The organism is Nocardiopsis sp. EMB25 (assembly GCF_026797795.1).
Classification (GTDB): Bacteria; Actinomycetota; Actinomycetes; order Streptosporangiales; family Streptosporangiaceae; genus Nocardiopsis; species Nocardiopsis lucentensis.
This window is the reverse complement of sequence record NZ_JAMTDN010000002.1, coordinates 14369-39151: the sequence shown is the minus strand read 5'-3', so window position 1 is coordinate 39151 and position 24783 is coordinate 14369. Positions and strand designations below refer to the sequence as shown.

Here is a 24783-nt window from a genome sequence, read left to right as displayed (position 1 = left end):
CATGGCCCCGCCGGGGCGCCCACACCGCTACGGTGACCCAGAACCCCACGGCGAGGAGCACAGGTGGCCAAGTACTGGGTCCGGTACGTCATGCCGGTCATGGTCGAGATGGACGACGACACCGATGAGGTGACCCGGGTCGTCACCCTGCCCGAGGAGATCCGCGAGGACCGCGACGACCGCGGCCACTTCCTGGTCTACGACGAGGGCTTCGTGCGCCGCAACGACGACGCCCAGCCCTACATCCACGCCCAGCAGGTCGCCCGCCCCGAGTGGCCCGGCCGACTACGAGGCGGCCCGCCCCAGAACTGGCCGCCCACCCTGGAATGGGAGGAGTCCTTCGACCTCACCGAGGCCGACGACCGCTACGGCGAGCGCAACCCCTACGGGCGCAAGTACGACCACGACCAGACGCCGCACCCGGATGACGACCTCGTGTGGTGACCGAGAGCGACCGGACTTTGCCCTCCCTTTACCTTTACGTTGTAAATCTGGAGACACTGGCCGACCGATAGACGCCGGATTCTCCGACCCCCGAGAAGGTTCACTTATCGGGGGTCAGGAAGCGGACATTTCCGGCGCGCGGTGGTGGGGGTCCCGCGCCGACGCGACGCGGTCCGATCCCACATCCTAATACGTGCGCGTTCCAGGATGCGGACACGACCGCCCGGCTTCGGTGACTGTCCGTCACTGCACACCCGTGCAGTGCGCGCCCGCCCACCCCGGCCCCGTGCAGGGCCGTGCGGGAGGTGCCCCGCACCAGCAACGCGCTGGTCCGGGGCCGTTCATGCATCCACCGGTTCAGGCCATCGGCCACAGGTCGGCGTCGGGATCGATGCTGGTGGAGATGCCCAGCCTGTCGCACACCGACCGGTAGACCCGCTTGAGCCGATACACCTCATCGCGCCTCATGGGATCGAACGGGGCCCGTTGAGCGGTGAAGTCCACGATGCCGTGGAGTTCGCCGGGGTCGCCTGCCCCCAGCTCGATCACCATCTGTCGGGCGACGCGGTTGAGGGTGTGGTCGTGCCCGGCCGGGTTCCCGTAGGGGAACTGGAGTACGTACTCGCACGACTCGGGGGGCGCGGTGAGGGTGTAGCCGCGGGTCCAGCCCCGGTGGTAGGTGGAGAACGACTCCAGGCTTTCCTGTCGTCCTCGTCGGCCGACGGTGTAGCCGCCGCCCGAGTCGATGCTGATGTGGGTGACCACAGGTTCGTCTTCGAGCATGAATCCTGCTTTATCAGGCCAGGGGGTGGGGCCGCACCCGGTTCGGGCACAGCCCCTGGCGTTCCTGCCTGTTCACCCTTGGGGGAGGTCGGTGAAGCGCGAGTAGTGGAACTGCGCCGCCACCTGAACCGGCCCCGGAGAGCCCATGCGCTGCTTGACCACGTGCAACGTGGCTGTGCCCGCCAACGGCCCCTCCGGGTCGAGGATGTTGTGGTTCTCGATCATGATCGCCACGTCCGAGTCGTGACCGATCGCCGCCGACTCGCGGAAGTCCTCCAGGCGGGCCTTGGAGCGGCCGTCCTCCTTGTCTGGCCTGGTCGCGACGTCCTTGCTGATCTGCGCCAGCAGGACCACGCACACCTGCTTGTCCTTGGCCAACAGCTTCAACCCGCGGGTGATCCGGCCCAGTTCCAGGTCCCGTCGGTCCTCCTTGGTGGTCTGCATCAACTGGAGGTAGTCGACCACCACCAGCTCCGGCTTCTCCCCACGCCGTTCCATGGACGCCACCCGCGCCCGGACCGTGGCCAGCGACACCTCTGAGGCGTCGTCGATGATCAGGTCCATGGAGTGCACGCGGGAGGCGTACTCGGCCAGCCGGGCCATCTCGTCCTCGCTGAACGTGGCTGGCTCGGGGCTGACCCGCAGCCGGTGGGAGACGATCGAGGTCTCGGCCGAGGTGATGCGCTCCTGGAGCTGTTCGTGCGGCATCTCCAGGGAGTGCACCAGGACCCGGGTCCCGGCCTTCGCCGCGTGGCGGGCCAGGTCCAGGCCCAGGACGGTCTTGCCGTGCCCGCTCAGCGCGCCGATCGTGACGAGCTGTCCCGGGCACAGGCCGCCTCCGAGCAGCGTCTGGAGGTCGGCGAAGGGCACTGGGATTGTGGGCACCTCCGGGCGCCCCTGGTCCAGGCCGTCCATGTGCTCCATGAACCCGGCCGCCAGCCCCTTGACGGTGTCCGGCCGGGTCGGTCCGGTGGTGATGGTGTCCGGGGCCGCGACGGCGTGCGCGAGGAGGTCGTCGATCTCGCCGTCGCCGTCGAAGCCGATCTGGGCCATGCGGGTGCCGGCCGCGATGATCTGGCGGCGGGTGTGGGTCTCGGCGACCCGGCGGGCGTGGAAGGGTCCGTTCAGGTGCACCGGGACGGACTCGGTCAGGGTGTGCAGGTAGGGGGCGCCGCCCACCGCGAGGGACCGGCCCCGAGCGAGCAGCACGCTGTTGACCGCGATCGCGTCGTGTGGCTCGCCCTGGTCGGCCAGCTCGCGGATGACCGAGAGGATCTCGCCGTGCGCGGGCCGGTAGAAGAACTCCGGCGGGGCGATCTCCAGGATCTGGCCGATGACCTGGTTGCGTTCATCGAGCAGCGCGGCCCCGATGGTGGCCTTCTCCGCGTCGATGTCGTGCGGGAGCTCGCGTTCGGCGTTGTGGGAAGCGGGGGTGTGGTCGGACATACTGGAACCTCCATCTGAGGGTGGGCAGGGGCGGCGAGAACCGGTTGGTAGCCAGGGGTTCGCCGCCCCTTCGTTATGCAGGACGAAGCAGGCGAAGACGCACGTCACCTGTGTTCGACTACAGGTCGATGCGCGGGGTCGTCACGTTGACGTGTTCAGCCGGTGGTGGCCAGGGCCGCGATCTTGGGGTGGCGGGCTAGGTCCGGGCGGAGTGTGGCGGCTTCGGCCCCCAGGGACAGGTACAGGTCCACCACGGCCTGGGCCGCAGTCCCACCGACGACGAGGTCGCTTGGGCACGCCGCGCACGGCACTGGATTCGGGGCGTGGAGTGAGCACACCGAGGCCCGCCCGCCTCCAGATGCCTCTGCGTGAGGCTGAGGCGCACGCTGACGGCGGATTTCACCGAGACGGTGGGTCAGGTCCTCCAGGCGGAATCCGTTGACGTAAGAACCCAGAGATTCGATCGGACGGCCACGCCTGAGGGCACTCGCCACCAGAGCGTCAACGAGCTCCTGGGCTTCGTCGCCCGTAGCGCCAGTGCGACGCATGACGATTTCGATGGCGGTCTCGCCGTTCTTCTGGGCCGAAGGCTTCTCGTCTTCCTCGTGCCTAGACCCAGTTACGCGTGAGCCGTTCATGGAGGGCTGTGCCGCCTGATGACGAGGAGCTGGTGAGTACTGATGAGGAAGGGGTGCACTGGGCTGCACCCCATGGAGTGCACTGGGCTGCACCCCATGGGGTGCACTGGGCTGCACCCCTAGATTGGGGGTGGGTGTACTGGAGTGCACCCCTGATGAACTGGGGTTTTCCTGAGAGGGCTCGGTCAGGTTCTCGACCGGAACCCACGTCTCGGCAGGGCCGTCGCCGTAGTCCAGACGCACCCGCAGCGAGGCCTTCTTCTTGCCGTCCCGGTCGGTGATGGCCACGACCGTCGCGGCCTGGCCATCGTGGAGCACGGTGTTGCCAAGCCCGTACCAGCACACGATCGAGTGGGCGCGGGAACCGAGCCGCCAGCGGGCCCGCGGTCGGCCGTCGGCGAAGAAGCCCTCGCGATCGACCAGCTCCTGGAGGCGGCGCCGGAGTTCGATGCGGGTCTCCTGGGAGAGTTCCTGGGCGGTGTGGGTGTCCAGGCGGCGGTCCTTCTTCGGCCGCTCGGTCTCGGAGAAGGGCTGGCCGGTGCCGCCCCACAGGTCCCAGGGGCCGTGGAGGCGCAGGCGGCTGACAGTCTGTTTTCCCTGGTCGTTGAAGCGTTCCAGGACGGAGAGGTAGCCGTCCTCGGAGAGCGCCTTGAGGTGGTTCTGGGCCTGGCGGGTCTCCATCTCGGAGTCCACCGCGAGCACGGCGGGCTTGATGGCCCAGGACTTGGTGTCGTCATCGACGGTGTCGGCGAGGTTGCCCAGGACCAGCTTGCGGCCGGGGTTCTTGCCGAAGGTGAGGCGGCGCACGTAGGCGTAGGCCTCGATGCTCATGGGGGCTCTTTCTAGGCAGCCCACACGCAGGTAGCGGCACTCGGGGTACCCAAAAGGTGCCCACTTCGCCCCCGGTCGGCTACAGTGGCCGGTGGTAGATATTGGGGTGAGCGCAGCTTGCTGTCGTGGTGGACAGCCAGCTCATCTGATCTTTCGACGAGGCCCGGCTGGTTCCCGGGCCTTCGTCATTTCTGGAAGTCGACGGGGTGGTGAATCCTCGTCGGTCGCATCGACCTTACTAGGTGACACCGCGATACGTGGGCGTCGTTTGTGTCTGTGTACGCTCCAGTCACACTCGATGCCGTGAAAAACCCGGACAGTTTCCGGGACCGTCCGGGCAAGCTCCGTGAGTAGTCATGATGCGAGGGTTCGCATCTCCTCGATGTACTCCTGGGTTTCTGGTGCGTCGCCGTAGCGGGTTACCAGCACCTCGCCCAGCTCCTTGCCGACCATGACCAGAGACGGCAACGACTGCCGGTCGCCGTCCAGGGCCTGGCGGCCGTGCGCGATCGCCGCGTCCAAGTCGCCGGAGCGCGCGGCCACGACCCCCTTGGTCACCAGCGCTTCGGCGGCGCGCATCGGCGAGATGACCTTGCCGCTCCAGTCTTGAGACTTGGAGAGCACCTCGTCCGCCAGGCCGTCGGCGAGCTTGTCCTCTCCCACGCGACGCAGGACATCCATGCTGTAGAAGTCCCACTTGGCGGGGTCGACCTGGAAGTGGTGGGTTGGGTCCGTCGGTGGCGGGATGGCCTCCAGGAGCTGGCGCCCCTTGTCGAGAGCGACTTCCACCCGGCCCCTGTCGCCGATCCAGGACCAGGCTTTCGCGGCCTGGGCGTGGAGCTGCACGCTGACCGACTGGTCGCCGGCCGCGTCGATGCCCGCCTCCGCTGCGGTCAGGACCGTGCGGTAGTCGCCCCGGGTGAGGGCGAACCAGCAGGTCATTTCGTGGGCCCAGCCGACGATGTTCGTGTCGTTGGCCTCCGTGCCCAAGGTCAGGGCCGACCGGCGCGTGCTCTCAGCGGCGGGGTTGCAGCCGATGTCCTGTTCGAGGCAGCCCACCAGGAGCGCGAGCATCCCTGCCATGGACAAAATCTCGCGGTGTTGCGCGAGGCTGACGCGCATGTCCAATAGGTCCGCGAGCCGTGCGAGCCAGGCCTGCCCTTCGGTGAGGAGCTGGTGGGCGTTGACCACGGGGTAGTCCGTGCAGAGCCGATCCACGGTGAGTCGCAGGGACTCCAGGGTGGCCTGGTCTACGGCGGACCGGCGCAGCCGGGCGAGTAGATCGGGCGTGTCCGCATCCGGTGCGGCGGTCGCCAGGATCTCCTGTGGGCTGCGAGGGGCCGCGAAGAAGGCGCCCGACACGCTCCCGAAGAGGCTCGCGATCATGCGCTGGTACTCCGGAGACGGGAGCACCCGCCCGCCTTCCCAGCGTTTCCACTGGTCGAGCATCGTGTGCAGCGGCGGCAGTTCACGCGTGGTCTGGTACCGCAGCCGCTCGACACAGTCGCGCTGTGTCCAGCTACGGAGCTCGCGTTCCTTTTTCATCCTGCGCGCCCAGGGCGCCATCCCAGTCATGCCTTCACGCTCCTGACTCCGCACGGCTTCGTCTAGGTGGCATCTGGGGGGCACGTTGGAGCCCCCCAGATGCCTCTCGCAGCTCAGAGGTGTCTTGGCCACGGTGAAGTCATGCGATCAATCCGCTGCCCACTCGTATTCCAGCACCCACTGGAACGTTGGCATGACGTGCTGTGTGACCTCGACCGGCCTGTCGTCTTCGGTGTAGGCGATGTGCAGCACGGAGTAGACCTGCTGGTCTTCTCCCAAACGCAAGAAGGCGGCTTCTTCCTCCGACGGCGGCCGAGTGCGGATCCGCTCCGTAAAGCGCACGACTCGGTATCCCAAGTCCTCCAGGCGGGAGTACGTACCCCCTGGGCCCGTGTCCTCCTGGGTGATGGCCGTGTCCTTGGCAATCGCCCACGGCACGTAGGACGTCGCGATCTGGACAGGTGTGTCGTCTGCCTTCATGTGCCGGTGGCGGATGGCAGCGATGTCATCTCGACCGAACTGGAAGATCTCAGCGATCTCCTGGGGTGGGGTTGTCGGCCCCAGTTGCACCAGCTCGCTCTGTGGGTTGTGGCCCAAGGAACGCACTTCCGTCGAGAACGCTCCACGCGACTGACCCTGTTCACGCGCGGTCTTTGTGTACCTCGCCGTCGCATTTCTCACGATCGGCTTGATCTCGTGCACCACCGTGCCAGTCCCCCTCTCGATGCGCACAAGCCCTTCGGTGCGCAGCGCCATCACGGCTCGCTGTACTACCGGCTGACTGACGCCGAACTCGTCAGCGAGCGTCTTTTGCGGTGGAAGGCGCTCCCCGCGTGCGTAGGCACCAGAGTCAATCCGCGCACGAATCTCCTCGGCGACTTCTCTGTATCGGCTGGTCATGTCGGTCGGATCTTCCCTTCGTCGGAACCCCCTATAGTAACCTGCTTGACATAGTATCACTCAAGAGAGATAGTATCTCTATCGAGAGGCGCTAGGTCGCTCAAGAGGGGCTGAAGGAGGAGTGTGATGTCTCGGATCGCGCAGGTCATGGAGGCCACCGGCGCCACCCGCGCCGACGTCGTTCGGGTCGCGACCCACGGCGGCACCACCCGCGCCGACTGGGACATCGCTCACGCCATCGAGGCCATCACTGGCCGGTCCGCCTACGAGCTGATGCGCACCGCCGGCTACCGCGAGGCTGTCGCGGAGATCTGGTCCGGCTCCCGAGCCGAGGCCGAGACCCCCGCCCCGACCAACCCCCGGGCGGAGTACGACCCCGAGGTCGTCGTCTACGGCGAGAACACCGCGCCCGACGACCTCAACCGGATCGCTCCGCACCACCCGCACGACGACGACCAGGACCAGGAGGACGACCTCCAGGCCGCCGCCGAGCTGGCCGCCCACGTGCACGCCGACCTCGCCGAGGTCCTGGCCGACCCCGACGCGGCCGCCCGGCTCACCGCCGCCTGGTCCACCCCCGCCGAAGGACGCGAACTCCTGCTCAACGTCCTGGAGATCACCCCGCGCACCCGCGACCAGGTGCTCGCGGCCCAGGTCGAGACCGCAGTCGCCGCCTGACCAGCACACACCCACACGAGAAGGGGACACCCGTGCCCGAACCCACTCAGGTACACCTGCTCATCCGCACCTCGGACGCGGAGGAGACCTGGGAGATCGCCGGAGCGCTCACCCACGAGGAACAGGCCAGCCTGCTCATGCAGACCCGCGAGGAGTTCGAGAGCCGCGACGACGTCAGCTACGAGATCCAGACCATCCAGGTGCACCCCACCGCGGCCGCCGTACTGGGACTGGACCAGTGATCTACCGCGACGGCACCACCAGCACCGGCCCCCAGTGCGGCCGGTGCGCCAACCCCGCCACCTGGCAGCTCTCGTGGCGACAGCGCGGACGACAGCCGCTCGACGCCTACACCTGCGGGGTGCACCTGGCAGGGCTCGCACCCCGCGACACGGACGCTCTGCTCACCCCGATCACGCCCCAGCGCGCCCACCCACACGAAAGGCACCCGTGATCACCGACGCGCTCGCCGACATCGACCTCGCCGGTCACCCCGACGGGATCCGCGCCGCCGTCGACCAGGTCGCCGACCTGATCCACGACGACATCGAAACCGCCACCGGCAGCACCTTCGACCAGCGCTGACCAGCACACCCACACGAGAGGAACCCGCATGCCACACGAACCCGAGTTCACCCGCCAGATCGCCTTCGACCGGATCGGCCTGGCCGTCGACGTCCCCCCGCTCACGGTCACCGCTGACGAACTCTGGGACTTCGAATCCCAGATCACCCGCTACGCCGCCCGCCACCTGGCCCCCACCACCGAGATCGACATCGACGTCCACCCCGACAACCCGGACGGTGTCCTGTACGCGCGTGCCCGGTCCGACAGCCGCCCGGCTCGCCGCGTGGTCCTGGGCTACGTGACCGTGTCCCTGCCCGGAGAGGCGGTCGCCCGATGAGCTGGCTGCACCGTGACTGCACCACCCAGATCCGCGCCCTGGAGGACGAGCTGCGCGAGGCTCAGAACAGGGCGATCGACCACACCCTGGTGGTCACGGATCTGACCTCCGCCCGCGACCGCGCCGACGCCGAGCGCTGGGACGCCAAGGGGGAGGCCGAGCTGCTGCGCGAGAAGCTGTCCGACGCCGCCGACCGCGAGGCCGACCTGCGCGCTGAGATCCACGAACTCCAGTGCCGGGTCAACGACCTGGAAGAGGCCGACACCGCCCGCCGGGCGGTGCTGGAGGCACGCCGCCGACGGGCCGCCGAACACGCGCTCGGGGGTGCCTGGCGCGCCCCGAGCCATGACACCTCCAACGGTCGCGCGCAGCTGGCCCAGGCCCTGATGGCACTGCCCCTGGAGTCGTTCGACGTCGAGGTCACCTATGTCTACGCCAGCGGGTTCGGTGAAGGGGACTGGCGGGTCGATGGACGTCCGGTGAACACCAACACCGGGTTCGCCTACACCTCCGAGGTCGACGTCCTCATCGGCCGCTACGGCGTCACCCACGAAGAGCTGGACTCCATCTACCGCCAGGCCAAACGCGCCCGTCGAACGGCCGCATGACCCCACCCCCTGGGGTGCCCGTCCCCACCAGCCCGTCCCGGTGGGGTCCGGGGGACCACCAGGGTCCACACCACCACCTGCGAAGGAGACACCGTGCCCGTCACGCGCACCATCGACGCCCGAGACCTCAAGCCCGGGATGACCATCCTGTCCACCGCCGAAACGCCCGGCCGCGTCACCGACGTCAAGGTCGACGGCGACCAGGTGCGGATCTGGGTGCACTGGTCCGACATCGGCCACCACCAGGCCCCGGACATGAAGACGACCGACCAGGTCACCCTCCAGGTCCGTATCTGACCCAGCTCCCGAGAACGAGCCCCGCCCGGAGACCGCCGGACGGGGCTCTCGCACACCTCACCTGCGAAGGGAAACAGCATGCGCACGCCCGACAGTATCCGCCCTGCCCGCCCGATCCTGGCCGCCGTCGACACCGCCCCGGCCTCCGGCACCGCCGCCGTCTCCGGCGTGTGGCGCACCTGCTGGTGCGGGTGGGAGATCGTCCGTGACTCCCGCACCGTCGCCGACCTGGACGCGGCCGCCCACAAGGTCCAGGTCCACGTCACCGCCGCCGAGCGCGAGCGGATCGCCGCCCTGGTCACCGATTACCAGGGCGTGTTCAACCGGATCGGTGAGCCGCTCCCCGAGCACCTGCTCCCGGGGATCGTCGACCAGGCCCTGACCGCCCAGGCCGGGCAGGAGGCGGCGTGATGGCCTTCGTGATGACCCTCGTGTGGATGCTCCCCGGAGCCATCGTGCTCGCCCTGGTGGTGACCGTCCTGCTGGCCCTGACCGGCGGCCGTCACCTGATGACCGGCGCCGACCGGAGGAAGTGACCCATGGACTTCGAGCGCGCCATCTCCGCTTTCGGCCTGTTCGTCCTGGCCCCGATCGTGGCCGCCCTGTCGATCTACATGTTCATCCAGGGGCACTGACCAGCATCGACCCCGACACAGTGAGGCACCCGCCAATAGGAGCTTGGCGGGTGCCTCCCCTGATTCGTATCACGAGAGGAGTTCCAGCATGCGCTGGAAGAAGAGGAAGACCCAGGAGGAGACCCCGCCGGCCCCCGCCCCCGTCTCGGGCCCGGCCGGGAAGACGCGTTCGCCGTTGGAGCGGGCGGTGGCGGCCCGCGAGGAGCACGCCGCCCTGGCCGACCGGCTCGCAGGGGTGGACGTCGCCCACCTCCAGACGGCCGACACCGACCCCGCGCTGCTCGCCCACGCCGACACCGAACGCCAGCGGGTGCACGCCCTGGAGCTGACCCGCCGCCGCGAGGTCCGCGAGCTGGAGGTCAACCGCGACTACGACCGGCTGCGCCGCGAGGTCGACACCGAGGCCACCTGGGCGCGGGCCCGCGAGGAGCGCACTCGCCGCCACGTGCAGCGCGGTATCGCCGACGCCGACCATGCCGCCAAGGACGTGGCCGCGATCGAGGGCGCCTTGGACGAGACCCGTCCCGCGACCGCGGCGACCAAGCTCGCGCGCCTCCAGGAGAAGGTCGTGGCCGGGTTCCTGCTGTTCGGCGGGGCCGGGTCGGTGCTGTCGGCTGTGGGGATCGCCCACGCCATCGAGGGTGGCACCAGCGCCGCCTGGGCGGGAGCGATCGCCGCGGCCGCGATCGTGGAGGTCCCCTCCACCACCCTGGCCAGCTTCGTCATCTGGTCGCAGGGGCTGTTGCAGCGGCTCAACCGTGCCGACGTCGCGATCCAGGAAGAGGACGGCACGACGGTGCGGGTGGACCCGATGGCGTCCCTGCCGGGCTGGGCGCGCACCCTGGCCAAGCGGGTCGTGATCGGGCTGCTGGCGTTCAGCGTGCTGGTCAACGTCTGGGGTGCCCTGTGGGTGGGGGTGGGTCTGTGGGGTGTGCTCGGAGCCGTGGGCGCGGTCATCGCGTCCGCCTCCGCGCTGCTGGGGTGGGCCTACAGCCTCCAGTCCAGCGCGGTCATCTCCGCGAACATGGCCTCCCCGGGGGTCGTGGACGCCCTGGCCGAGCGACGGAGGGTCGCCTCCGGCGCCGACATCCCCTGGCAGCAGCCCGACGACGGCGGCCGCCAGGAGCACGTCGAGGCGGCGGCCCCGGTCGGGGAGCGGGGGCTGTCGACGGTGTTGGAGGCGCTGCTCGCCCACGAGGACACCCGACGGCGGGTGGTCGACGTGATCGCGGACATGGAGACCGCCATCTCGCCGCTGCCCAACGACGTTTCGGAGCTCATCTCGGAGCCCGCTCCGGCCGACCCCGCGATCGAAGACGGTTCTGCTCGGTCTGACCTGCGGGAACTCACCGGCGGCGACAACGGTGACGATGACGGTTCTGCCGAGTCTGACCTGCGGAAACAGCCTGAGAAGCCCTCCGAGGAGGACACGGACGGTTCTGCCGAGTCTGACCAGGCCAAACGCGAGGACGACGTTCCGACCGCTCCGGCGACCCGGGCCGTGGCCGAGGCCGTCGACCAGCGCCGCGCCGACGCGCTCGTGCTGTGGGAGCAGGGCTGGTGCGCCCCGGAGATCGCCTACCAGATGGGCCGCGACAAGCGCACGATCCGTGGCTACCTGCGCGACCAGGGCGTGACCGCCGAGCAGATGTACCAGCGCATCCGCGACCGGGTCGCCGCCTACATCGAGCACAAGGGGCCCGACGTCGAGACCCGCGCCATGGCACGTGACCTGCACATGTCCCGCCCCGAGGCCAAGGCCGCCCGCGAGCGCCTGGCCGCTGACGGCCACCAGGTCTACGCCCCCGAGCAGTAGCTCTTCGCCCCGTTTCCACCACTGCGGAGACGGGCGCCCCGCTCCGGCGGGTGCGCACACCCACCCCGACCCCAGCGCGCGGGGTGGGTGTACGCACCACTCCGGCTTCTTCGGCGAGGCCAGAACCGCGAGACCCGCAGTGTCCGCGCGTGCGAGCCCGCCCTGCCCCTGCCCACCCACCGTGACCAGGAAGGAGACACCGATGCCCTACATCCGACACCGGCCCCACGTGGGCCGGGCCGACGTCGAGGACACCCCCGAGGGGGAAGCCCTCGTGTGGCGCGTGCAGTGCGCGTGCGGCACCACCGCCGCGACGGCGCACTACAGCTTCCTCGATGCCACGAACGCCGCCGAGGACCACAAGGCCGCCGTCGCGCCGCCCGAGTCGAAGCAGTGCCGCGAGCCCCTCAAGCACCGCACCCGCTGGCACGACCACTGCGCGCTGTGCCTGGACCAGATGCCCCTGCCCGGGTTCGAGGACCTGGAGGCGGCCTGATGACGGGCCACCCGAACACCATCCCGTTCCGCTTCCGCCCCACCGCCTGTGAGGAGTCGTCATGATCCGCAACTTCTTCGCCCGCCTCATCCCCCTGTGCGTGCTGTTGATCTTCGTCCTGTGGTTCTTCCGCGCCCCCGAGTCCGTCGCCGGACTGATCAACGGCGCGTTCGGCCTGATCGGCGAGGGCGCCGACGCACTCGGCCGGTTCGCGACCGCGATCACCCCGACCCTGAACAACCTGCTCTGACCTGGAGGGATGCATGTCTACGGACACCTACGAGGCGGACGTTGCGGAGGTTCCCGACGCCCAGCCGCTGCCCTCCGACGACGAGGCCACCGCGCCACTGGTCGACGACCAGCCCGCCCCGGCCACCGACGAGAACCAGGACCAGGAGGATGACGGTGGTCCGCCGCCGTTGCCGCCGCTGCTGGAGACCGGCGCGTCCACGCTGGCCACCGCCGGGTCGGGGATCTACGCCGCGACCGGGGCGGCCGGGCTGGTGGCCGCCGCGAGTGTCGCGACGGTCGCCGGAGTCGCCTACGGGATGCGCCGCTCCCAGCAGCGCCGCGCCGCCGCCCAGGCCGGGCGTGCCGGTGCGGGCCGCACCGCCCAGGGGCGGGGCCGGTTCTTCGGCTCCGCCGCCGGTGGGGTAGGTGGCCGGGCGGCCCGGCGTGGCGCCGCGCGCGCCGCCGGAACTGGTGGTCGTGCCGGAGCTGGTGCTGGGCGGGGCGCGGTGGCGGGCCGTCACCGCTCCGCCTCCGGCGGCCTGGCGGGCCGGGGCCGTACCGGAACCGGACGCGGCGCGGCTGGTCGGGGGGCCTCCCCGTTCGGGCGCGGCGGCTCTCGCCCTGGCGGCGGTGGGCTGACCGGCCCTCGGACCGGGGGTGGTCGTCGCGGGGCCGCCGGGGGCCTGTTCGGTCCTGGCGGCGGTGGTTCGGCGCGGGGCTCGGCCGGGCGCCGCGCCGGTGCTTCCCGGGGCGGACTGTTCGGTGGCCCGGCCTCACGGTCGGCCCCCGGACGACGCTCCGGGACTGGCCGGGGTGGGTTGTTCGGCGGGGCCGCCGGACGCACCGCTCGCCGCGCGCGGGGCCGGGGTCGGTCGACGTCGATCATCGACCCGCCCATGTCCACCAGCCAGGGCCGAGGTCGAGGTCGTGGCCGGTTGCGGCAGCGGGTCCGCGCTGGGTGGAACCACCCCCGCACCCGCAAGGTGCGCAAACGCATCCGGTCCGGGTGGCAGCACCCGCGCACCCGCCGGGTCCGGGCTCGCGCCCGGTTCGGTTGGCGGTGGACCCGCACCCATCTGCGGGGCCGCTCTCAGCGCCTGAGGTCCTACCTGCGCAACCGCAGATGGTCGCTTCGGCTGCGTGGCTGGTGGCGGGGCACCCGTGACCTGTTCTCGCGCTGGTGGTCGTCCCTGCTCAACCGCGCCTCCGACCCCCGCTACGGGCCGTTGCGCGGGTGGCAGTTGTGGACCGCCGCCGCGTCCATCGGCGCCCTGGGCGCCAACACCAAGAAGAGCCAGCCCCGCGTGTTGACGGGGCGCATCATCGGCACCGCCGCCCCCGTCCCCGGGGGTGAGGGGCCGCTCGCACTGGCCGGACGCGCCGTCCTGGCCCTCACCGTTGGAGAAGGAGAAGCACCGTTGGCTACTGAGGTACAGCGTCTGAAGGACGCCGCACAGGAAATGAAGGAAGCCCTCCAGGGGCTGGGGATGGCCGATGTCGGCATGCTCACGTTCGAGCAGTGCCTCAAGGAGTTGGGCCCCTCGCTTTTGGCCGTCGCTGACGGCATGCAGGCCCTGCGCGATTCAGCCACCGAAGAGCAGCCGCTCGACGGCAGCGTCCTGGAGTTCTTCGGCGTCATCGGCGACGCCACCCACGGCGCGGCCGAGGTCGCCGACGAGATGCCCGGCCTGTTCAGGGCCGCGCACTCCGACGAGCTGGCGCGTCTGGAGGCCCCGCGCCGCAACGAGCACCGCTGGGACCTCAACGCCCAGGACTAAACCCCGTCTGAACAGCACCAACCATCCGGGGCGAGGCCGCCATGGCCTCGCCCCGTTCCATGCCCGCCACCACGTAGGGAGCCGCATCGTGGCCGTCGCGACCGCCACCAGGAGCACGAGCTCGAAGAAGTCGAAGAAGAGGAAGTCGAAGAAGGAACAGGAGGAGTTCAAGCGCCGCTGGTCCCACCAGCAGGGCCCGTTTCTTGGCGCGGCCAACGCCGCCTCCGCCGCCCTGGCGGTGGCTTCGGTTGGGTCGCTGCCTGAGGCTGGCCTGGACTGGTACTGGCCGCTCGCCGCGGGCGCGGTCGGAGCCACGGCGGCGTTCACCCGCGCGGGTGCTGCGCGGGCGCCGTGGTTGCCGCGCCTGTACCGGCCCGCTCGCTGGATCGGCTACACCGGCTGGTGCTCCTGGGCGCTGGCGGCCGGCGGGCCGTGGGACGTCACCACGCTGGCCGCCCTGGGGGTGGGCACCCTCGCCGCCGCCGTCCTGGCGCCCGCCAGCAGGAGCTTCGAGGTCGCCGCCGAGGACCGCCAGACCGCTGAGGAGCGCATCAAGCGCCGTCAGGGCCTGGCCGGGGAGTGGGAAGCGCGGATCAACCGCATCTGCCGCATCCCCCGCCCCGGGGTGACGGTGACCGACATCGCCGAGTGGATGATGCCCGACCCCGACCGCCCCGGGGCGGAGCGCCAGACCGGCATGTCGATCGTGCTGGAACTGCCCTCGGGAACGACCTCCTGGAAGACGATCCGCCAGCGGGCCGAGGACCTGGCGGCCGACGCCGACCTGCCCGACGCCTGCGGCATCGAGGTCACCTCCCACGGGTCCCGCCGCCGCGTCCTGCTCCTGGTGTCCACGGTCGACGCCCTGGAGGGCGACATCCCGGCCGGGGACGACTTCTCCCCGCTGAGCATCTACGACCCGCTGCCGGTGGGGATGCACCGCGACGGCTCCTACGTGGAGCTGCCGTTGAAGTGGAAGACCATGACGTTGGTCGGTGCCACCGGTTCCGGGAAGTCAGCGCACCTGTCGCTCATCCTGCGCCAGCTCCTGCGGTGCGGTGACGTCCTGGTCTTTGGGATCGACTTCAACGGCGGTAAGGCGTTCCGCCCGTTCTTGGAGCCGTGGTTGAAGGGCGAGATCAGCAAGCCGCCGATCGACTGGGTGGCCACCACCCCGAAGGAAGCGACGCTGCTGTTGGACTTCCTCCTGGACGCCATCGCGGTGCGCTCTTCGGGCTACTCCGCGCTGATGAGCGAGGTCAACGACGACAAGGTCCCCTCGTCGGCCGCGGTGCCGCACATCGAGCTGGTCATCGACGAGACCGCCGATCTGCCCCGCGACGTCAAGGACAAGCTCGTGGAGTTGAGCAACCGGTCCCGGGGTGCGTCGATCCGGCAGATCACCTGTGCGCTGCGGGCCGTGGCCAGCGGCGGTGAGCAGCTCCCCAAACCGCTGCTGGTGCAGTCGGGTATCCGTACCGCCATGCGGGTCAACGAGGACACCGAGCTGAACCACATGTTCGGGTACTCGCGGGGTCTGCCCAAGGCCGAGGAGATGCCCGAGGCCGGGTACGGGCTGGTCCAACCTGACCCCTCGGCCGCTCCCCGGATCTTCAAGGGGCTGCTGGTCAAGCCGGACGACTCCAAGCGAGCCGCCGTCGAGACCGACGAACGCCGCCCCGTCCTGGACGAGGTCACGGTCAACGTCGCCCGCGACACCTACCTGCGCCGGTGGGACCGGGCGGCCGCGGCCGGGTGGTTGGGCACCAAACCCCCCACCACGACCACGGCACCGCCCAGGCCCACGCCAGCCACCGACACCGTCGTCGAGCGGCCGCGCACGAAGTTGGAGGACCTGGACCTGGGCGGTGCCGCTGAGCGGGCCCGAGCCAAGCGGGAGGAACTGGAGGACCGCAACCGCCGTATGAAGGCCGCGCGCGACTCCGACGACGGGTTCGCCGAGATCGTGCGCGGGCTCAAAGGTCTGGGGGGTGGAAACGAGGTGCCCCGGCTCCTGGCGGTCGCGATCGAGCAGTCCACCGACAAGGGCGTGCACGTTCGGATCCTGGAGAAGACCACCCGTCTTTCCGGGGACCGGATCCGCGAACTGTTCAGCCTCATCGGACTCGAGACAGCCGACAAGACCTTCCGCATGCACCCGGGGTCGGAGTCGCCGAAGCTGCGCGGATTCACGCGTAAAGACCTGGACCGTGTGGCCGCCGGGATCGAACTCGGCGACATCCAGGTACCCCCCGAAGTCAGCGACGCTCTGTGACCGCGCGTGGTGTCCCAGGTGGGACACCGGCACCGTCCCAGACCTGGGACACCGCTGGGACACCCCCACGGTGTCCCAGCATCGTCCCAGGCGGATGGGACACCGTCTGACCTGCGCGTCCCAGGCTGGGACGCGTCAGTGTCCCCACCCCGCGAACCCCACCCCAGACGGGGTTGGCGCGGAGTGGGGACACCGTCCGGCCGACCTGGGACACCCACCCCTGACCCATCGACAGAGAGTGACCGTATGGACATCGACTGGCCCCGCACACTCACCACCGGAGGCTTCACCCTCGCGTTCCTGGTGGCCGTGGCGGTGGCCGACTACCTGGAGGCCGCCCGCATGGGAGACATCCCCGCCGGCCCCGTTCCCGTCATCGGCGGGCTGGCCGGAATCGTCGTCGGCCTGGCCGCCGCGAACGCCCTTCTCGGCTGACCCGGGTGATGGCTCTGCCCCCTCCGCACGGTGTGCGGGGTGGGCGGAGGGACCACCCGGTCCGTACACAGTGACGGCCCCACCCCCGCTTGCAGGCACAGGGTGGGGCCGTCGCTCTCGCTCACGACGAGAGGACACCCACCCTATGCGTGGCCAGAACCCGGCGCGTCGGCTCGTTGCGATCTCCCCCGTCGTCACCGCCGCCGAGCGCGAGTGCCCCCGCTGCCACTGCCACTACGACATCAGCGACCCCGCCGCCTCCTACGAGCACAACAACAAGCTCTGCCCCGAGTCCTGACAAGGAGACACCACGATGCGCCCCCTGACTGTTGCCGACCTTCGCCAGGTCCTGGCCGACCTGCCCGACGACACCCCGATCACCGACGCCATCGGCCACGCCCTGGTCGACGTCGACACCGACGACCCGGCCGGGGTGGCGCTGCTGTTCGCCCGCCCCGAGCCCCGGCGCCGGACCGTGGTCAACACCATCACGGGTGGCTCGCACGGAGTGGTCATCCAGACCGGCGGCGACCTGCACGGCACCGTCCGCCTGTGACCCGGCCGGTGCCTCTGCCCGCCCCGCGCGCGTCGTGGGGCCGGCGGGGGGACCGACCGGTCCACCACACCACGACGGCCCGCCCCCGGTTACCGCGATGCCGATCAGGGATCCAGGGGACGGGCCGCACTACTCCACGCAGGGAGCACACCCAGTATGACCACGACCAACACCACCACGGCCGCGAAGCGGTGCTGCGGCACGAGCGTGGGCGCCCGGGTGCGGCGGCGCACCACCACCGGGTGGGAGTACCTGTTGATCGGCCGCGGCTGGTGGCCGCTGGGCCAGGCCCCGGTCGCTGGCCACGTCCGTGACGCCCACACCGACGTCGTGGCCGCCCTGCTGGCCGAGATGGCCGAGGAGACCGGCCTGACCGTGGCCGGTTACCGGTTCCTGCACGAGGGGTATCTGCCCAACCTGTGCGCGTCCCTGCCCGCGCAGCCACGGGCGGGCCACTACTGGTGGATCTACGACGCCACCGTCACCGGCACCCTGACCCCCGACCCGGAAGAGACCACCGGCGCCGGATGGGTCGACGCCGACCGCCTCCAGGAGCTGGCCGACATCACCATCTGCCACGCCGCCGACGCCCGCCCCGCCCGCGACCTGCCCCCGCAGGCCCTGGAAGCGGTGTGGGTCGAGCACCTGGCCCGCACCGGCGACATCCAGGCCACCACCGACGAACGCAAGATCGTCGCGCGGCTGTACACGGTGGCTCCGGACGCGTACTGGCTGGGAGGCCGCCCGTGACCACCGACGAGAGGACGACCGACCCCCAGTAGCAGCACGACGAAGGGCTCGCACCGGCAGACCGGCGCGAGCCCTTTTGTTGTGCTTTGGGTGGATTCCTCATTAACCTCTGTGACCCAAGGGAAAGAATATACTTCAGTGCTTATTGATGACCGTCGCTCTTCTCTCTCCTTTTCTCTGCGCCTCTTGCAAATAACTCTCCGAGATGTTGGTATATCAATGGCTGATATCCTCGCTCTTGCTGTGGAGAAGAAGATGCTCCGAAGGATCCTTGCATGTCTGGCAACCTTTGCTTTTATGTCTTTCCTGTTCCCGGCTGTCCCGAGTCAGGCGGAGACAAACACTCGATCCGGCACCGATGATTGCCCTCTGGGCTACCTCTGTGTGTGGGAGCATCCCAACTACCAGGGGAGGATGTACAGGTTCGCAGGCGCCAACGCCTCCTGGGCGGCCTGGGACATCAACAACAAGGACTCCTCCTGGTACAACAACGGGACCGAGGGCATGCTCGCGTGCGTCTGGTCGGGAACGAACTACCAGGGAAGTGTGAAGGTCATTCAGCATCAGACTTCATCCCCGAGCGACTCCACGCATGGCGACCGAGGCAGTTCCAACAGTTGGGCGCATTTCTGGTGCTGAACCAGGGATGACCCCGAGTACGACAGGGCTCGCATCGGCAGAGACTGGTACGAGCCCTTTCGTGTGTCCGGGAGTCCTCAAGCGCCGCCGTGAACGTCTCTGACCGCCCAGAGATCCGCTGCACACCCTTGCAGTGTCGCTGCGGTTCACCGCAGTAGCGCAGGAAACTGCGGAGGACCGCAGTCTCACCAAAAAGTGCGGTCCGCTGCACTTTTGTATCTGTGCAGGTCACGTCCCCCACCCTGGTTCCGGTGCCCGCCCCGCGCGCGTCGTGGGGCCGGCAGGGGGACGAACCAAGTACGGGTGCCGTTAACGAACGTGCCACCAGCCACAAAGGGCGTTCGCACCCCTGGTTGCCCTGGCTAATCGGAGTGAGGGGGACGTCTCAGCAAGGTTGCCCACCGACCCCCGCGCCGCCGACCACACGAGCGCGTGAGGGCCGACGCTGTAGGGGCTGAAGGCTTGTCACAGGCTGCCGGTCCCCGGCTAGGTTTGTCCTCACAAGAGGGCGACAGACGAGGGCGGCGATGACGGAACCGGATCAGCGGGTGGGCAGGTTCCGCCTGACGCGGAAGCTGGGCACGGGCGGCTTCGGGTCGGTGTATCTGGGCGAGGACGCCTCGGGCCGGCGGGCGGCGGTCAAGCTGCTGCACCCCCACCTGGCCGCCGACCCGCAGGTGCGCCGCTACTTCTCCCAGGAGCTGGCCAGCGCCCGCAGGGTGCAGGGGTTCTGCCTGGCCCAGATCGTGGACGCCGACGCCGACGCCGAGCAGCCTTGGATCGCCACAGAGTACGTCGAGGGCCCCACCCTGGGCCAGGCGGTGCGCGAGCACGGCCCGCGCACCGGCGGGGACCTGCAGCGCCTGGCGGTGCAGACCATCACCGCGCTGAGCGCGATCCACGCCGCCAGGGTGGTGCACCGCGATCTCAAACCCGCCAACATCCTGCTTGGTCCGGACGGGCCGCGGGTGATCGACTTCGGTATCGCCCGCGCCCTGGACGCCGACACCTCCTCGGCCACCCGGATCGGCACCCTGGGCTACATGGCCCCCGAGCAGATCGAGGGCAGCGCGCTGGGGCCTGCCGCGGACCTGTTCGCCTGGGGCGCGGTCATCATCCACGCCGCCACCGCTGGCGAAGCCTTCCCCGCCGCCACCCAGGCCGCCCGCATCAACCAGGTCCTTAACCATCCACCCCAGACCGGGAACCTGGCCGACCCGCTACTGGGGATCGTCCTGGCCTGCACGGCCAAGGACCCCGACCAGCGGCCCACCGCACGCCAGGTCCTGGACATGCTCCTCACCGGCAGCGCCACACCACCGCCCCTGGCCCAGACACGGCCGCTGCCCGTTGAGCCCGAAGACGACGAGGCCCGGCTGCGCCGCTCCGCCGAAGGCGGCGACACCGGCGCCATGTACAACCTCGGCGTCCTGCTCCATGGGCGGGGCGAGACAGAGGAGGCCGAGTCCTGGTGGCGCAAGGCCGCCGAGGGCGGCAACACCGGCGCCATGTACAACCTCGGCGTCCTGCTCAATAGGCGGGGCGAGACAGAGGAGGCCGAGTCCTGGTGGCGCAAGGCCGCCGAACACGGCTACACCGACGCCATGCACAACCTCGGCCTCCTCCTCCATGGGCGGGGCGAGACAGAGGAGGCCGAGTCCTGGTACCGGCGCGCCATCGACAAGAACGGCGACACCGGCGCCATGTACAGTCTCGGCCTCCTGCTCGATGGGCGGGGCGAGACAGAGGAGGCCGAGTCCTGGTGGCGCAAAGCGGGAGAGGCAGAGGCGGGATAAGGCCCGTCTCGCGGTCGGCTGCGGCAGTCTCGATCTCGCCCTAGCTCTTGCCGTAGACGATCAGTGTGCGAACCGGGGGCGACCTCGACATCGCCTTCACCAGCGTCGAGACCAGCGAGGTGGCGTGGTTTGTGGTTTGACGTGGACCCGCTGCCGGAGTTGTCGGTGGCACGGGTAGGGGTGCGAGTAACAACGGAATAGGATCGTGCTCTAAGCCCTCTTCGCTCAGGTCAGAGGGGATGGCACGTCTCGACGGCCGTGGCCTGAGAGTTGCCGCAGATAACTCGGGGTTATCTGCGACAGCACCGTCTCGCCGCTGTTCTGAGCAGCAGCTCTTCGAGCCCAAGCGCCGGATGACCCCTGGTGGTTATCCGCGATACCAGCCCGCTGGAACCCCGTAGCGCACAATCCGGTTCGGTTGTTCCTCACGTCCCGGGCAACGCAGCGTTGCGTATGCAACGGATGGTTGCTATCGTCGTGTGCAACGAGTCGTTGCACACCTGGGGGTTTCCATGCCGTTGTCCGAGCCTGAGATGTCTGCCGCCCATGACCGCCTCACCGCCCGCCACGGGCGGATCACCACTGCGACCCTGATGGAGATCGGCCGCGACCCCGAGGCCACCGAGCAGGACCGCCTCAACGCGCTCACCGTCATCGAGCGCATGCGCGCCGACCTCAACTCGGCCGAGTACGCCCTGCTCGACGGCGCCCGCCGCACCGGCACCGGCTGGTCGGCGCTGGGGGCGGCGCTGGGGGTCACACGCCAGGGCGCCGAACGCCGGTGGCTGCGGGGAGCGCCCAAGGCGACGCCGTCTCGGGACGCGGACGCGGGACGGCGTGACCGCCGCCGTCTCGCATAGCAACGATCCGTTGCGACCCAGGCGGGCGGGGCCTGGGCCTGGGAGGCGAACCAAGTAAGCCCGAAAAACGTTTACGGTTGCGCTTACGGTTACGATTGCTTTTGGCCATATCTGTACCTCAGTTGTGCATCTTCGCTACACCGAGGCGTCTACTTTATAGCAGCGCTCGAACACAGCGCATGATTATTAATCAAAAAGTGATGTGTGGTGGGTGAGGATCATCAGGCTGTAGCTACGACTCACGGAGCTTCGGAACCCATTCAACGTCTTCAGCGTCTTGACCTGGGTAAACATGGGCAGTCGGAGACCTTCTGTCGGTGACGGACGCGTCCTGGACACCAGCCACCCACCCCTGCCCCTGATACGTGCGGGGCTGCTCGTCCTCTCGCTGCACCGTGCACTGTGCGCCCCCGACGACGATCTGCTCCCCGGCAGGAATGGTCTCCTCCTGTTCCCCCACCCTCCCCGGGCAGGGGGAGAAATCCCCTGACCTTGCGTACTCCAGGTTCGTAGCGACCGTGACCGGGTCAGATCCGTGGTTGGTGATGAGCAGGCCAAAGAAGACGGACTCATCATCCACACCCGCGCACACCCTCCACACGGCCTCCTCGGGGCCAGTCCACTCACGACCGCAGATGCTGTTGGTTTCCCAAGGGCCGCTGATCACCTCTGGGGCATCCGTCTGCTGGCTTCCGCCCTGCTGAGCATCGCCTTCTTCACTTGGGGAAGAAGACACGTCCTCGCTGGGGCCAGGAGCGACATCACCAGCGCGGTCCTCGTCTCCCTGGGCGTTGGGGACCAAGGAGGGGTTCAACGTGAACAGCAGAGAGGCCAGCGAGGCCACCATGGAGACGATGCCAGCGATCCAACTGGCTCTCTCCGTCTTCCTGGGGCCCTCAGAGGAGCCACGAGTGCCCCTTGACCTGCGCCCCCGGATGATGAACACGACACCCGCCGCGAAGAGCACCAACGTCACGAAGAATCCGACTATCAAGAAGGCCACGGAGGCAAACGTCACGGGGGGTCCTCTCCGTACAGGGGGTGCGCGCCGAGAGCGGCGGCCACCAAGAACGGGGACCGCGCTCTACATCTTGACGCCGTTGAGGGAACAGCGGTTCCAGAAGGCAAGGATCGCGTGACGCTCCGTCCCGCACGTCATGCCGTATACGCGGCATAACGTAGCTACGTCACCCCTTTGACGTGCATAGATCCGATTATGCAAGGAACGAGAGGAGGCAACGTCAAGTTGCTTGAGCAACGGAGCGTTGCTGCCGTCATGGGCAACGAGTCGTTGCACACCTGGGGGTTTCCATGCCGTTGTCCGAGCCTGAGATGTCTGCCGCCCATGACCGCCTCACCGCCCGCCACGGGCGGATCACCACTGCGACCCTGATGGAGATCGGCCGCGACCCCGAGGCCACCGAGCAGGACCGCCTCAACGCGCTCACCGTCATCGAGCGCATGCGCGCCGACCTCAACTCGGCCGAGTACGCCCTGCTCGACGGCGCCCGCCGCACCGGCACCGGCTGGTCGGCGCTGGGGGCGGCGCTGGGGGTCACACGCCAGGGCGCCGAACGCCGGTGGCTGCGGGGAGCGCCCAAGGCGACGCCGTCTCGGGACGCGGACGCGGGACGGCGTGACCGCCGCCGTCTCGCATAGCAACGATCCGTTGCGCCTTGGTGTGGGAGCGGCCGCTCCGGGGACTGAACGAAGGGAAAGGGGGCCAGTTCCCGGTTCACCTTCACATGGCGGCTCGCCGTAGCGTCAGGAGCGGCGGGCCGATACGACAACCGTCCCGCCCTCGGATGGTGGGACGGGACGGTGTCGTCATAGGCGAGAAACCCCGCCCCTACTCAGGGGCAGGTGGTGTCCTCCGGGGTGGCCTCCAACAGGTCCTGCGCGGTCACACCCTCGGGCAGAGCCTCATCCATCTCGCTCTCAGGAACCTGCTCCTGCGCCAGCGCCGGGGCCTGAGGCGTGGCGTCGTAGTTCCTCGGATTCGGGTGCGGCTTGGTTCGAGCCAGTTCCCGAGCCAGCGACCCGACCGTGTAACCCATCATCTGCCCCTCGAACGTGCCCTCCCCTCGCAGCAGCGGTTCGGGGGAGTTCCGGCGCGCCTGGGCCGAGGACACCTGGCCCCCGCTCTCTCCGTTGCCGACCACACCGGCATCGGCCGGAACGACCGAGCTGTTGTCCAGCCCCATCCACATCGCCGGTTGAGGAACATCGCCCTCGGTGCACCGGGCTTCCTCCCAGTCGATCGCGATGACGTAGTCGTGCCCCACCTGGATACGCGGCTCGTCCTGTGTACCGACCGGGTTCATGTTCTCCACCCCGTCGCTGAACACGAACCCGAAAGCCGGGTACTCATACACCTCGGGCGGGGGTTGCGGTGCGTCCTCAGAGGACCACAGCACCCGCTGGGTTTCGAGCGTGACCGTCCGACCGACCATGCCCTCACCGCGCTCGACCTCGATCGGTTCCGGATCGTGCACGACCTCATCCACCGCGCGGAAGAGCACCACATGATCGGCGTAGGTCACCCAGTCCTGGGCGGTCTGGCCGGGTCTGCGGTAGGAGGCACTGGCGTTGGTCAGGGGCATCTCGCTCGGGTCGGGTTCATGGGTCGCGGAGGTGAAGCCGACCGTGGCCGCCACCGCGGTCACAGACACGCCCGCGGCGGACCACATCCACGCGCGCTTGCTGATGTTGGCCATGAAGGGGGTCCTCCCTGCTAGTACGTGGCGTTGATGATGTCGTGGTTGTGGGAGCCCAGACTCGCGTTCTCTGACTGGTCGAAGACCAAGCATCCCAGTCGCGAGTCGTAATTGGACAGTTGCGGAGAGGAGAGGCCGCCGTGTTGGAGGCCGACCGAGTGTCCGGTCTCGTGGCAGGCGATCCCCCGGTTGTAGGTGCCGTTGCCCCGAATGCGGATGTACTGCTGATCGCACTCGTCACTGATCGCCCCGGCCGCGTCGTTGCACCAGGTCAGACCCATGAGGTTGGGCGGGACGTCCTTGACGCGACCTTCCTGGTAGATGATGTCGGTCTCTCCGGTTCCGGAGAACACCGGGGTGTCGTCGTAGGCGATGTACAGGTCGGTGGGGGCGTAGTCATAGCCCATGGTTTGGTAGACGGCATTACGGTCGGGGGTTTCCAGCTCGAAGGCTCCCGCGCTGTCCATGTAGTAGTAGGTGTTGGCGTTGTCGGTGCGACACGGCACGTTGCGTAGGTAGTCCTTGGGGTTCTGGTTCCAACAGTCGTTGGGGGTGTTGGCGGTGGGGAACATGTTGTCGGTGACCAGGGCCGTCGCTACACCAGCGGTGCCGAGTGTGGCCACCACTGACAGGCTGAGCACAGCAGCCATACGTCGTCGGGGGATCCGCATGGGGGTTCTTTCCGAATAGGAATCGTCAGCAATGCCCCGGTTTGTTCTCGGGGC

31 protein-coding genes are annotated in these 24783 nt (G+C 69.1%); 23 read left to right on the top strand and 8 right to left on the bottom strand.

The features are described from left to right. Nucleotides 1-63 precede the first annotated feature (63 nt). On the top strand, nucleotides 64-444 hold the full coding sequence (locus KIK06_RS29200; RefSeq protein ID WP_268646439.1) for a hypothetical protein: 381 nt from the start codon (nucleotides 64-66) through the stop codon (nucleotides 442-444). A gap of 357 nt (nucleotides 445-801) precedes the next feature. Here KIK06_RS29200 and KIK06_RS29195 read toward each other — a convergent pair whose 3' ends face one another. From KIK06_RS29195 to KIK06_RS29175, 5 genes are all read right to left on the bottom strand, one after another. Continuing rightward, complete coding sequence (locus KIK06_RS29195) at nucleotides 802-1227, bottom strand: hypothetical protein (RefSeq protein ID WP_268646436.1); 426 nt, start codon at nucleotides 1225-1227, stop codon at nucleotides 802-804. A gap of 72 nt (nucleotides 1228-1299) precedes the next feature. Then, nucleotides 1300-2673 carry a replicative DNA helicase gene (locus KIK06_RS29190; RefSeq protein ID WP_268646433.1) on the bottom strand — a complete coding sequence of 458 codons (1374 nt, stop codon included), beginning with the start codon at nucleotides 2671-2673 and terminating at the stop codon, nucleotides 1300-1302. Between the two features lie 155 nt (nucleotides 2674-2828). After that, on the bottom strand, nucleotides 2829-4142 hold the full coding sequence (locus tag KIK06_RS29185; protein WP_268646431.1) for a hypothetical protein: 1314 nt from the start codon (nucleotides 4140-4142) through the stop codon (nucleotides 2829-2831). A 354-nt stretch (nucleotides 4143-4496) separates the two neighbouring features. Beyond that, entirely contained in the window at nucleotides 4497-5717 is a 1221-nt protein-coding gene (locus KIK06_RS29180) for an XRE family transcriptional regulator (RefSeq protein WP_268646429.1), read from the bottom strand. A gap of 117 nt (nucleotides 5718-5834) precedes the next feature. Next, the gene (locus KIK06_RS29175) at nucleotides 5835-6587 is read right to left on the bottom strand and encodes a GntR family transcriptional regulator (RefSeq protein WP_268646426.1); all 753 of its coding nucleotides are present in this window, start codon (nucleotides 6585-6587) and stop codon (nucleotides 5835-5837) included. Nucleotides 6588-6713: 126 nt separating this feature from the next. Between KIK06_RS29175 and KIK06_RS29170 the strand changes: the two genes are divergently transcribed. The 21 genes from KIK06_RS29170 (at nucleotide 6714) to KIK06_RS29075 (ending at nucleotide 21341) form a co-directional block, all read left to right on the top strand. Then, the gene (locus KIK06_RS29170) at nucleotides 6714-7265 is read left to right on the top strand and encodes a hypothetical protein (RefSeq protein ID WP_268646424.1); all 552 of its coding nucleotides are present in this window, start codon (nucleotides 6714-6716) and stop codon (nucleotides 7263-7265) included. A gap of 32 nt (nucleotides 7266-7297) precedes the next feature. Next, nucleotides 7298-7507, top strand: coding sequence for a hypothetical protein (locus KIK06_RS29165; RefSeq protein WP_268646422.1), 210 nt, complete (start codon nucleotides 7298-7300; stop codon nucleotides 7505-7507). Beyond that, nucleotides 7504-7719: a hypothetical protein gene (locus KIK06_RS29160; protein ID WP_268646420.1), complete on the top strand. Its 216-nt coding sequence runs from the start codon at nucleotides 7504-7506 to the stop codon at nucleotides 7717-7719. The genes KIK06_RS29165 and KIK06_RS29160 overlap by 4 nt, the downstream gene beginning before the upstream one ends. After that, a complete protein-coding gene (locus KIK06_RS29155) occupies nucleotides 7716-7850 on the top strand; it encodes a hypothetical protein (protein WP_268646417.1) in 135 nt (44 codons plus the stop codon). The genes KIK06_RS29160 and KIK06_RS29155 overlap by 4 nt, the downstream gene beginning before the upstream one ends. Before the next feature lie 28 nt (nucleotides 7851-7878). Continuing rightward, nucleotides 7879-8169 carry a hypothetical protein gene (locus KIK06_RS29150; RefSeq protein WP_268646415.1) on the top strand — a complete coding sequence of 97 codons (291 nt, stop codon included), beginning with the start codon at nucleotides 7879-7881 and terminating at the stop codon, nucleotides 8167-8169. After that, nucleotides 8166-8777 carry a hypothetical protein gene (locus KIK06_RS29145; RefSeq protein WP_268646413.1) on the top strand — a complete coding sequence of 204 codons (612 nt, stop codon included), beginning with the start codon at nucleotides 8166-8168 and terminating at the stop codon, nucleotides 8775-8777. Before KIK06_RS29150 ends, KIK06_RS29145 begins: the two co-directional genes overlap by 4 nt. Before the next feature lie 93 nt (nucleotides 8778-8870). Next, the gene (locus KIK06_RS29140; RefSeq protein WP_268646411.1) at nucleotides 8871-9074 is read left to right on the top strand and encodes a hypothetical protein; all 204 of its coding nucleotides are present in this window, start codon (nucleotides 8871-8873) and stop codon (nucleotides 9072-9074) included. 78 nt (nucleotides 9075-9152) lie between these two features. Then, the gene (locus KIK06_RS29135; protein WP_268646409.1) at nucleotides 9153-9485 is read left to right on the top strand and encodes a hypothetical protein; all 333 of its coding nucleotides are present in this window, start codon (nucleotides 9153-9155) and stop codon (nucleotides 9483-9485) included. Continuing rightward, on the top strand, nucleotides 9485-9610 hold the full coding sequence (locus tag KIK06_RS29130; RefSeq protein WP_268646404.1) for a hypothetical protein: 126 nt from the start codon (nucleotides 9485-9487) through the stop codon (nucleotides 9608-9610). The genes KIK06_RS29135 and KIK06_RS29130 overlap by 1 nt, the downstream gene beginning before the upstream one ends. 187 nt (nucleotides 9611-9797) lie before the next feature. Further along, nucleotides 9798-11525: a hypothetical protein gene (locus KIK06_RS29125; RefSeq protein WP_268646401.1), complete on the top strand. Its 1728-nt coding sequence runs from the start codon at nucleotides 9798-9800 to the stop codon at nucleotides 11523-11525. A 202-nt stretch (nucleotides 11526-11727) separates the two neighbouring features. After that, the gene (locus KIK06_RS29120) at nucleotides 11728-12021 is read left to right on the top strand and encodes a hypothetical protein (protein ID WP_268646398.1); all 294 of its coding nucleotides are present in this window, start codon (nucleotides 11728-11730) and stop codon (nucleotides 12019-12021) included. 61 nt (nucleotides 12022-12082) lie between these two features. Further along, nucleotides 12083-12271, top strand: a complete 189-nt coding sequence (locus KIK06_RS29115; RefSeq protein WP_268646395.1) for a hypothetical protein — start codon at nucleotides 12083-12085, stop codon at nucleotides 12269-12271. Nucleotides 12272-12284: 13 nt separating this feature from the next. Next, nucleotides 12285-14030, top strand: a complete 1746-nt coding sequence (locus KIK06_RS29110) for a hypothetical protein (RefSeq protein WP_268646393.1) — start codon at nucleotides 12285-12287, stop codon at nucleotides 14028-14030. Nucleotides 14031-14118: 88 nt separating this feature from the next. Next, nucleotides 14119-16305, top strand: a complete 2187-nt coding sequence (locus tag KIK06_RS29105) for a hypothetical protein (RefSeq protein WP_268646390.1) — start codon at nucleotides 14119-14121, stop codon at nucleotides 16303-16305. 246 nt (nucleotides 16306-16551) lie between these two features. Further along, nucleotides 16552-16740, top strand: coding sequence for a hypothetical protein (locus tag KIK06_RS29100; RefSeq protein WP_268646387.1), 189 nt, complete (start codon nucleotides 16552-16554; stop codon nucleotides 16738-16740). Nucleotides 16741-16885: 145 nt separating this feature from the next. Beyond that, nucleotides 16886-17038 (top strand): hypothetical protein, encoded by a 153-nt coding sequence (locus KIK06_RS29095; RefSeq protein WP_268646383.1) that lies wholly within the window; start codon nucleotides 16886-16888, stop codon nucleotides 17036-17038. A gap of 15 nt (nucleotides 17039-17053) precedes the next feature. Further along, nucleotides 17054-17296, top strand: coding sequence for a hypothetical protein (locus tag KIK06_RS29090; RefSeq protein ID WP_268646381.1), 243 nt, complete (start codon nucleotides 17054-17056; stop codon nucleotides 17294-17296). Nucleotides 17297-17452: 156 nt separating this feature from the next. Further along, nucleotides 17453-18046: an NUDIX domain-containing protein gene (locus tag KIK06_RS29085; protein WP_268646380.1), complete on the top strand. Its 594-nt coding sequence runs from the start codon at nucleotides 17453-17455 to the stop codon at nucleotides 18044-18046. Between the two features lie 219 nt (nucleotides 18047-18265). Then, a complete protein-coding gene (locus KIK06_RS29415; protein ID WP_442789839.1) occupies nucleotides 18266-18685 on the top strand; it encodes a peptidase inhibitor family I36 protein in 420 nt (139 codons plus the stop codon). 527 nt (nucleotides 18686-19212) lie between these two features. Then, nucleotides 19213-20481: a serine/threonine-protein kinase gene (locus KIK06_RS29080; protein ID WP_268646378.1), complete on the top strand. Its 1269-nt coding sequence runs from the start codon at nucleotides 19213-19215 to the stop codon at nucleotides 20479-20481. A 533-nt stretch (nucleotides 20482-21014) separates the two neighbouring features. Continuing rightward, nucleotides 21015-21341: a hypothetical protein gene (locus KIK06_RS29075; protein ID WP_268646373.1), complete on the top strand. Its 327-nt coding sequence runs from the start codon at nucleotides 21015-21017 to the stop codon at nucleotides 21339-21341. 232 nt (nucleotides 21342-21573) lie between these two features. Here KIK06_RS29075 and KIK06_RS29070 read toward each other — a convergent pair whose 3' ends face one another. Then, nucleotides 21574-22359 carry a hypothetical protein gene (locus KIK06_RS29070; RefSeq protein WP_268646375.1) on the bottom strand — a complete coding sequence of 262 codons (786 nt, stop codon included), beginning with the start codon at nucleotides 22357-22359 and terminating at the stop codon, nucleotides 21574-21576. Between the two features lie 314 nt (nucleotides 22360-22673). Between KIK06_RS29070 and KIK06_RS29065 the strand changes: the two genes are divergently transcribed. Continuing rightward, nucleotides 22674-23000 carry a hypothetical protein gene (locus tag KIK06_RS29065; RefSeq protein ID WP_268646373.1) on the top strand — a complete coding sequence of 109 codons (327 nt, stop codon included), beginning with the start codon at nucleotides 22674-22676 and terminating at the stop codon, nucleotides 22998-23000. Nucleotides 23001-23194: 194 nt separating this feature from the next. Here the strand turns inward: KIK06_RS29065 and KIK06_RS29060 are convergent, their stop codons facing one another. Both KIK06_RS29060 and KIK06_RS29055 read right to left on the bottom strand, forming a co-directional pair. Next, nucleotides 23195-24058 carry a hypothetical protein gene (locus KIK06_RS29060; protein WP_268646372.1) on the bottom strand — a complete coding sequence of 288 codons (864 nt, stop codon included), beginning with the start codon at nucleotides 24056-24058 and terminating at the stop codon, nucleotides 23195-23197. 17 nt (nucleotides 24059-24075) lie between these two features. Then, on the bottom strand, nucleotides 24076-24729 hold the full coding sequence (locus tag KIK06_RS29055; RefSeq protein WP_268646370.1) for a hypothetical protein: 654 nt from the start codon (nucleotides 24727-24729) through the stop codon (nucleotides 24076-24078). Nucleotides 24730-24783: the final 54 nt, after the last annotated feature.

Excerpts from the sequence above, each read along its gene's own strand:
- KIK06_RS29195 (WP_268646436.1), bottom strand. The coding sequence starts at position 1,227 with ATGCTCGAAGACGAACCTGTGGTCACCCACATCAGCATCGACTCGGGC.
- KIK06_RS29190 (WP_268646433.1), bottom strand. The coding sequence starts at position 2,673 with ATGTCCGACCACACCCCCGCTTCCCACAACGCCGAACGCGAGCTCCCG.
- KIK06_RS29185 (WP_268646431.1), bottom strand. The coding sequence starts at position 4,142 with ATGAGCATCGAGGCCTACGCCTACGTGCGCCGCCTCACCTTCGGCAAG.
- KIK06_RS29180 (WP_268646429.1), bottom strand. The coding sequence starts at position 5,717 with ATGACTGGGATGGCGCCCTGGGCGCGCAGGATGAAAAAGGAACGCGAG.
- KIK06_RS29175 (WP_268646426.1), bottom strand. The coding sequence starts at position 6,587 with ATGACCAGCCGATACAGAGAAGTCGCCGAGGAGATTCGTGCGCGGATT.
- KIK06_RS29170 (WP_268646424.1), top strand. The coding sequence starts at position 6,714 with ATGTCTCGGATCGCGCAGGTCATGGAGGCCACCGGCGCCACCCGCGCC.
- KIK06_RS29150 (WP_268646415.1), top strand. The coding sequence starts at position 7,879 with ATGCCACACGAACCCGAGTTCACCCGCCAGATCGCCTTCGACCGGATC.
- KIK06_RS29145 (WP_268646413.1), top strand. The coding sequence starts at position 8,166 with ATGAGCTGGCTGCACCGTGACTGCACCACCCAGATCCGCGCCCTGGAG.
- KIK06_RS29135 (WP_268646409.1), top strand. The coding sequence starts at position 9,153 with ATGCGCACGCCCGACAGTATCCGCCCTGCCCGCCCGATCCTGGCCGCC.
- KIK06_RS29130 (WP_268646404.1), top strand. The coding sequence starts at position 9,485 with ATGGCCTTCGTGATGACCCTCGTGTGGATGCTCCCCGGAGCCATCGTG.
- KIK06_RS29125 (WP_268646401.1), top strand. The coding sequence starts at position 9,798 with ATGCGCTGGAAGAAGAGGAAGACCCAGGAGGAGACCCCGCCGGCCCCC.
- KIK06_RS29120 (WP_268646398.1), top strand. The coding sequence starts at position 11,728 with ATGCCCTACATCCGACACCGGCCCCACGTGGGCCGGGCCGACGTCGAG.
- KIK06_RS29115 (WP_268646395.1), top strand. The coding sequence starts at position 12,083 with ATGATCCGCAACTTCTTCGCCCGCCTCATCCCCCTGTGCGTGCTGTTG.
- KIK06_RS29110 (WP_268646393.1), top strand. The coding sequence starts at position 12,285 with ATGTCTACGGACACCTACGAGGCGGACGTTGCGGAGGTTCCCGACGCC.
- KIK06_RS29100 (WP_268646387.1), top strand. The coding sequence starts at position 16,552 with ATGGACATCGACTGGCCCCGCACACTCACCACCGGAGGCTTCACCCTC.
- KIK06_RS29095 (WP_268646383.1), top strand. The coding sequence starts at position 16,886 with ATGCGTGGCCAGAACCCGGCGCGTCGGCTCGTTGCGATCTCCCCCGTC.
- KIK06_RS29090 (WP_268646381.1), top strand. The coding sequence starts at position 17,054 with ATGCGCCCCCTGACTGTTGCCGACCTTCGCCAGGTCCTGGCCGACCTG.
- KIK06_RS29085 (WP_268646380.1), top strand. The coding sequence starts at position 17,453 with ATGACCACGACCAACACCACCACGGCCGCGAAGCGGTGCTGCGGCACG.
- KIK06_RS29415 (WP_442789839.1), top strand. The coding sequence starts at position 18,266 with ATGGCTGATATCCTCGCTCTTGCTGTGGAGAAGAAGATGCTCCGAAGG.
- KIK06_RS29080 (WP_268646378.1), top strand. The coding sequence starts at position 19,213 with ATGACGGAACCGGATCAGCGGGTGGGCAGGTTCCGCCTGACGCGGAAG.
- KIK06_RS29075 (WP_268646373.1), top strand. The coding sequence starts at position 21,015 with ATGTCTGCCGCCCATGACCGCCTCACCGCCCGCCACGGGCGGATCACC.
- KIK06_RS29065 (WP_268646373.1), top strand. The coding sequence starts at position 22,674 with ATGTCTGCCGCCCATGACCGCCTCACCGCCCGCCACGGGCGGATCACC.
- KIK06_RS29060 (WP_268646372.1), bottom strand. The coding sequence starts at position 24,058 with ATGGCCAACATCAGCAAGCGCGCGTGGATGTGGTCCGCCGCGGGCGTG.
- KIK06_RS29055 (WP_268646370.1), bottom strand. The coding sequence starts at position 24,729 with ATGCGGATCCCCCGACGACGTATGGCTGCTGTGCTCAGCCTGTCAGTG.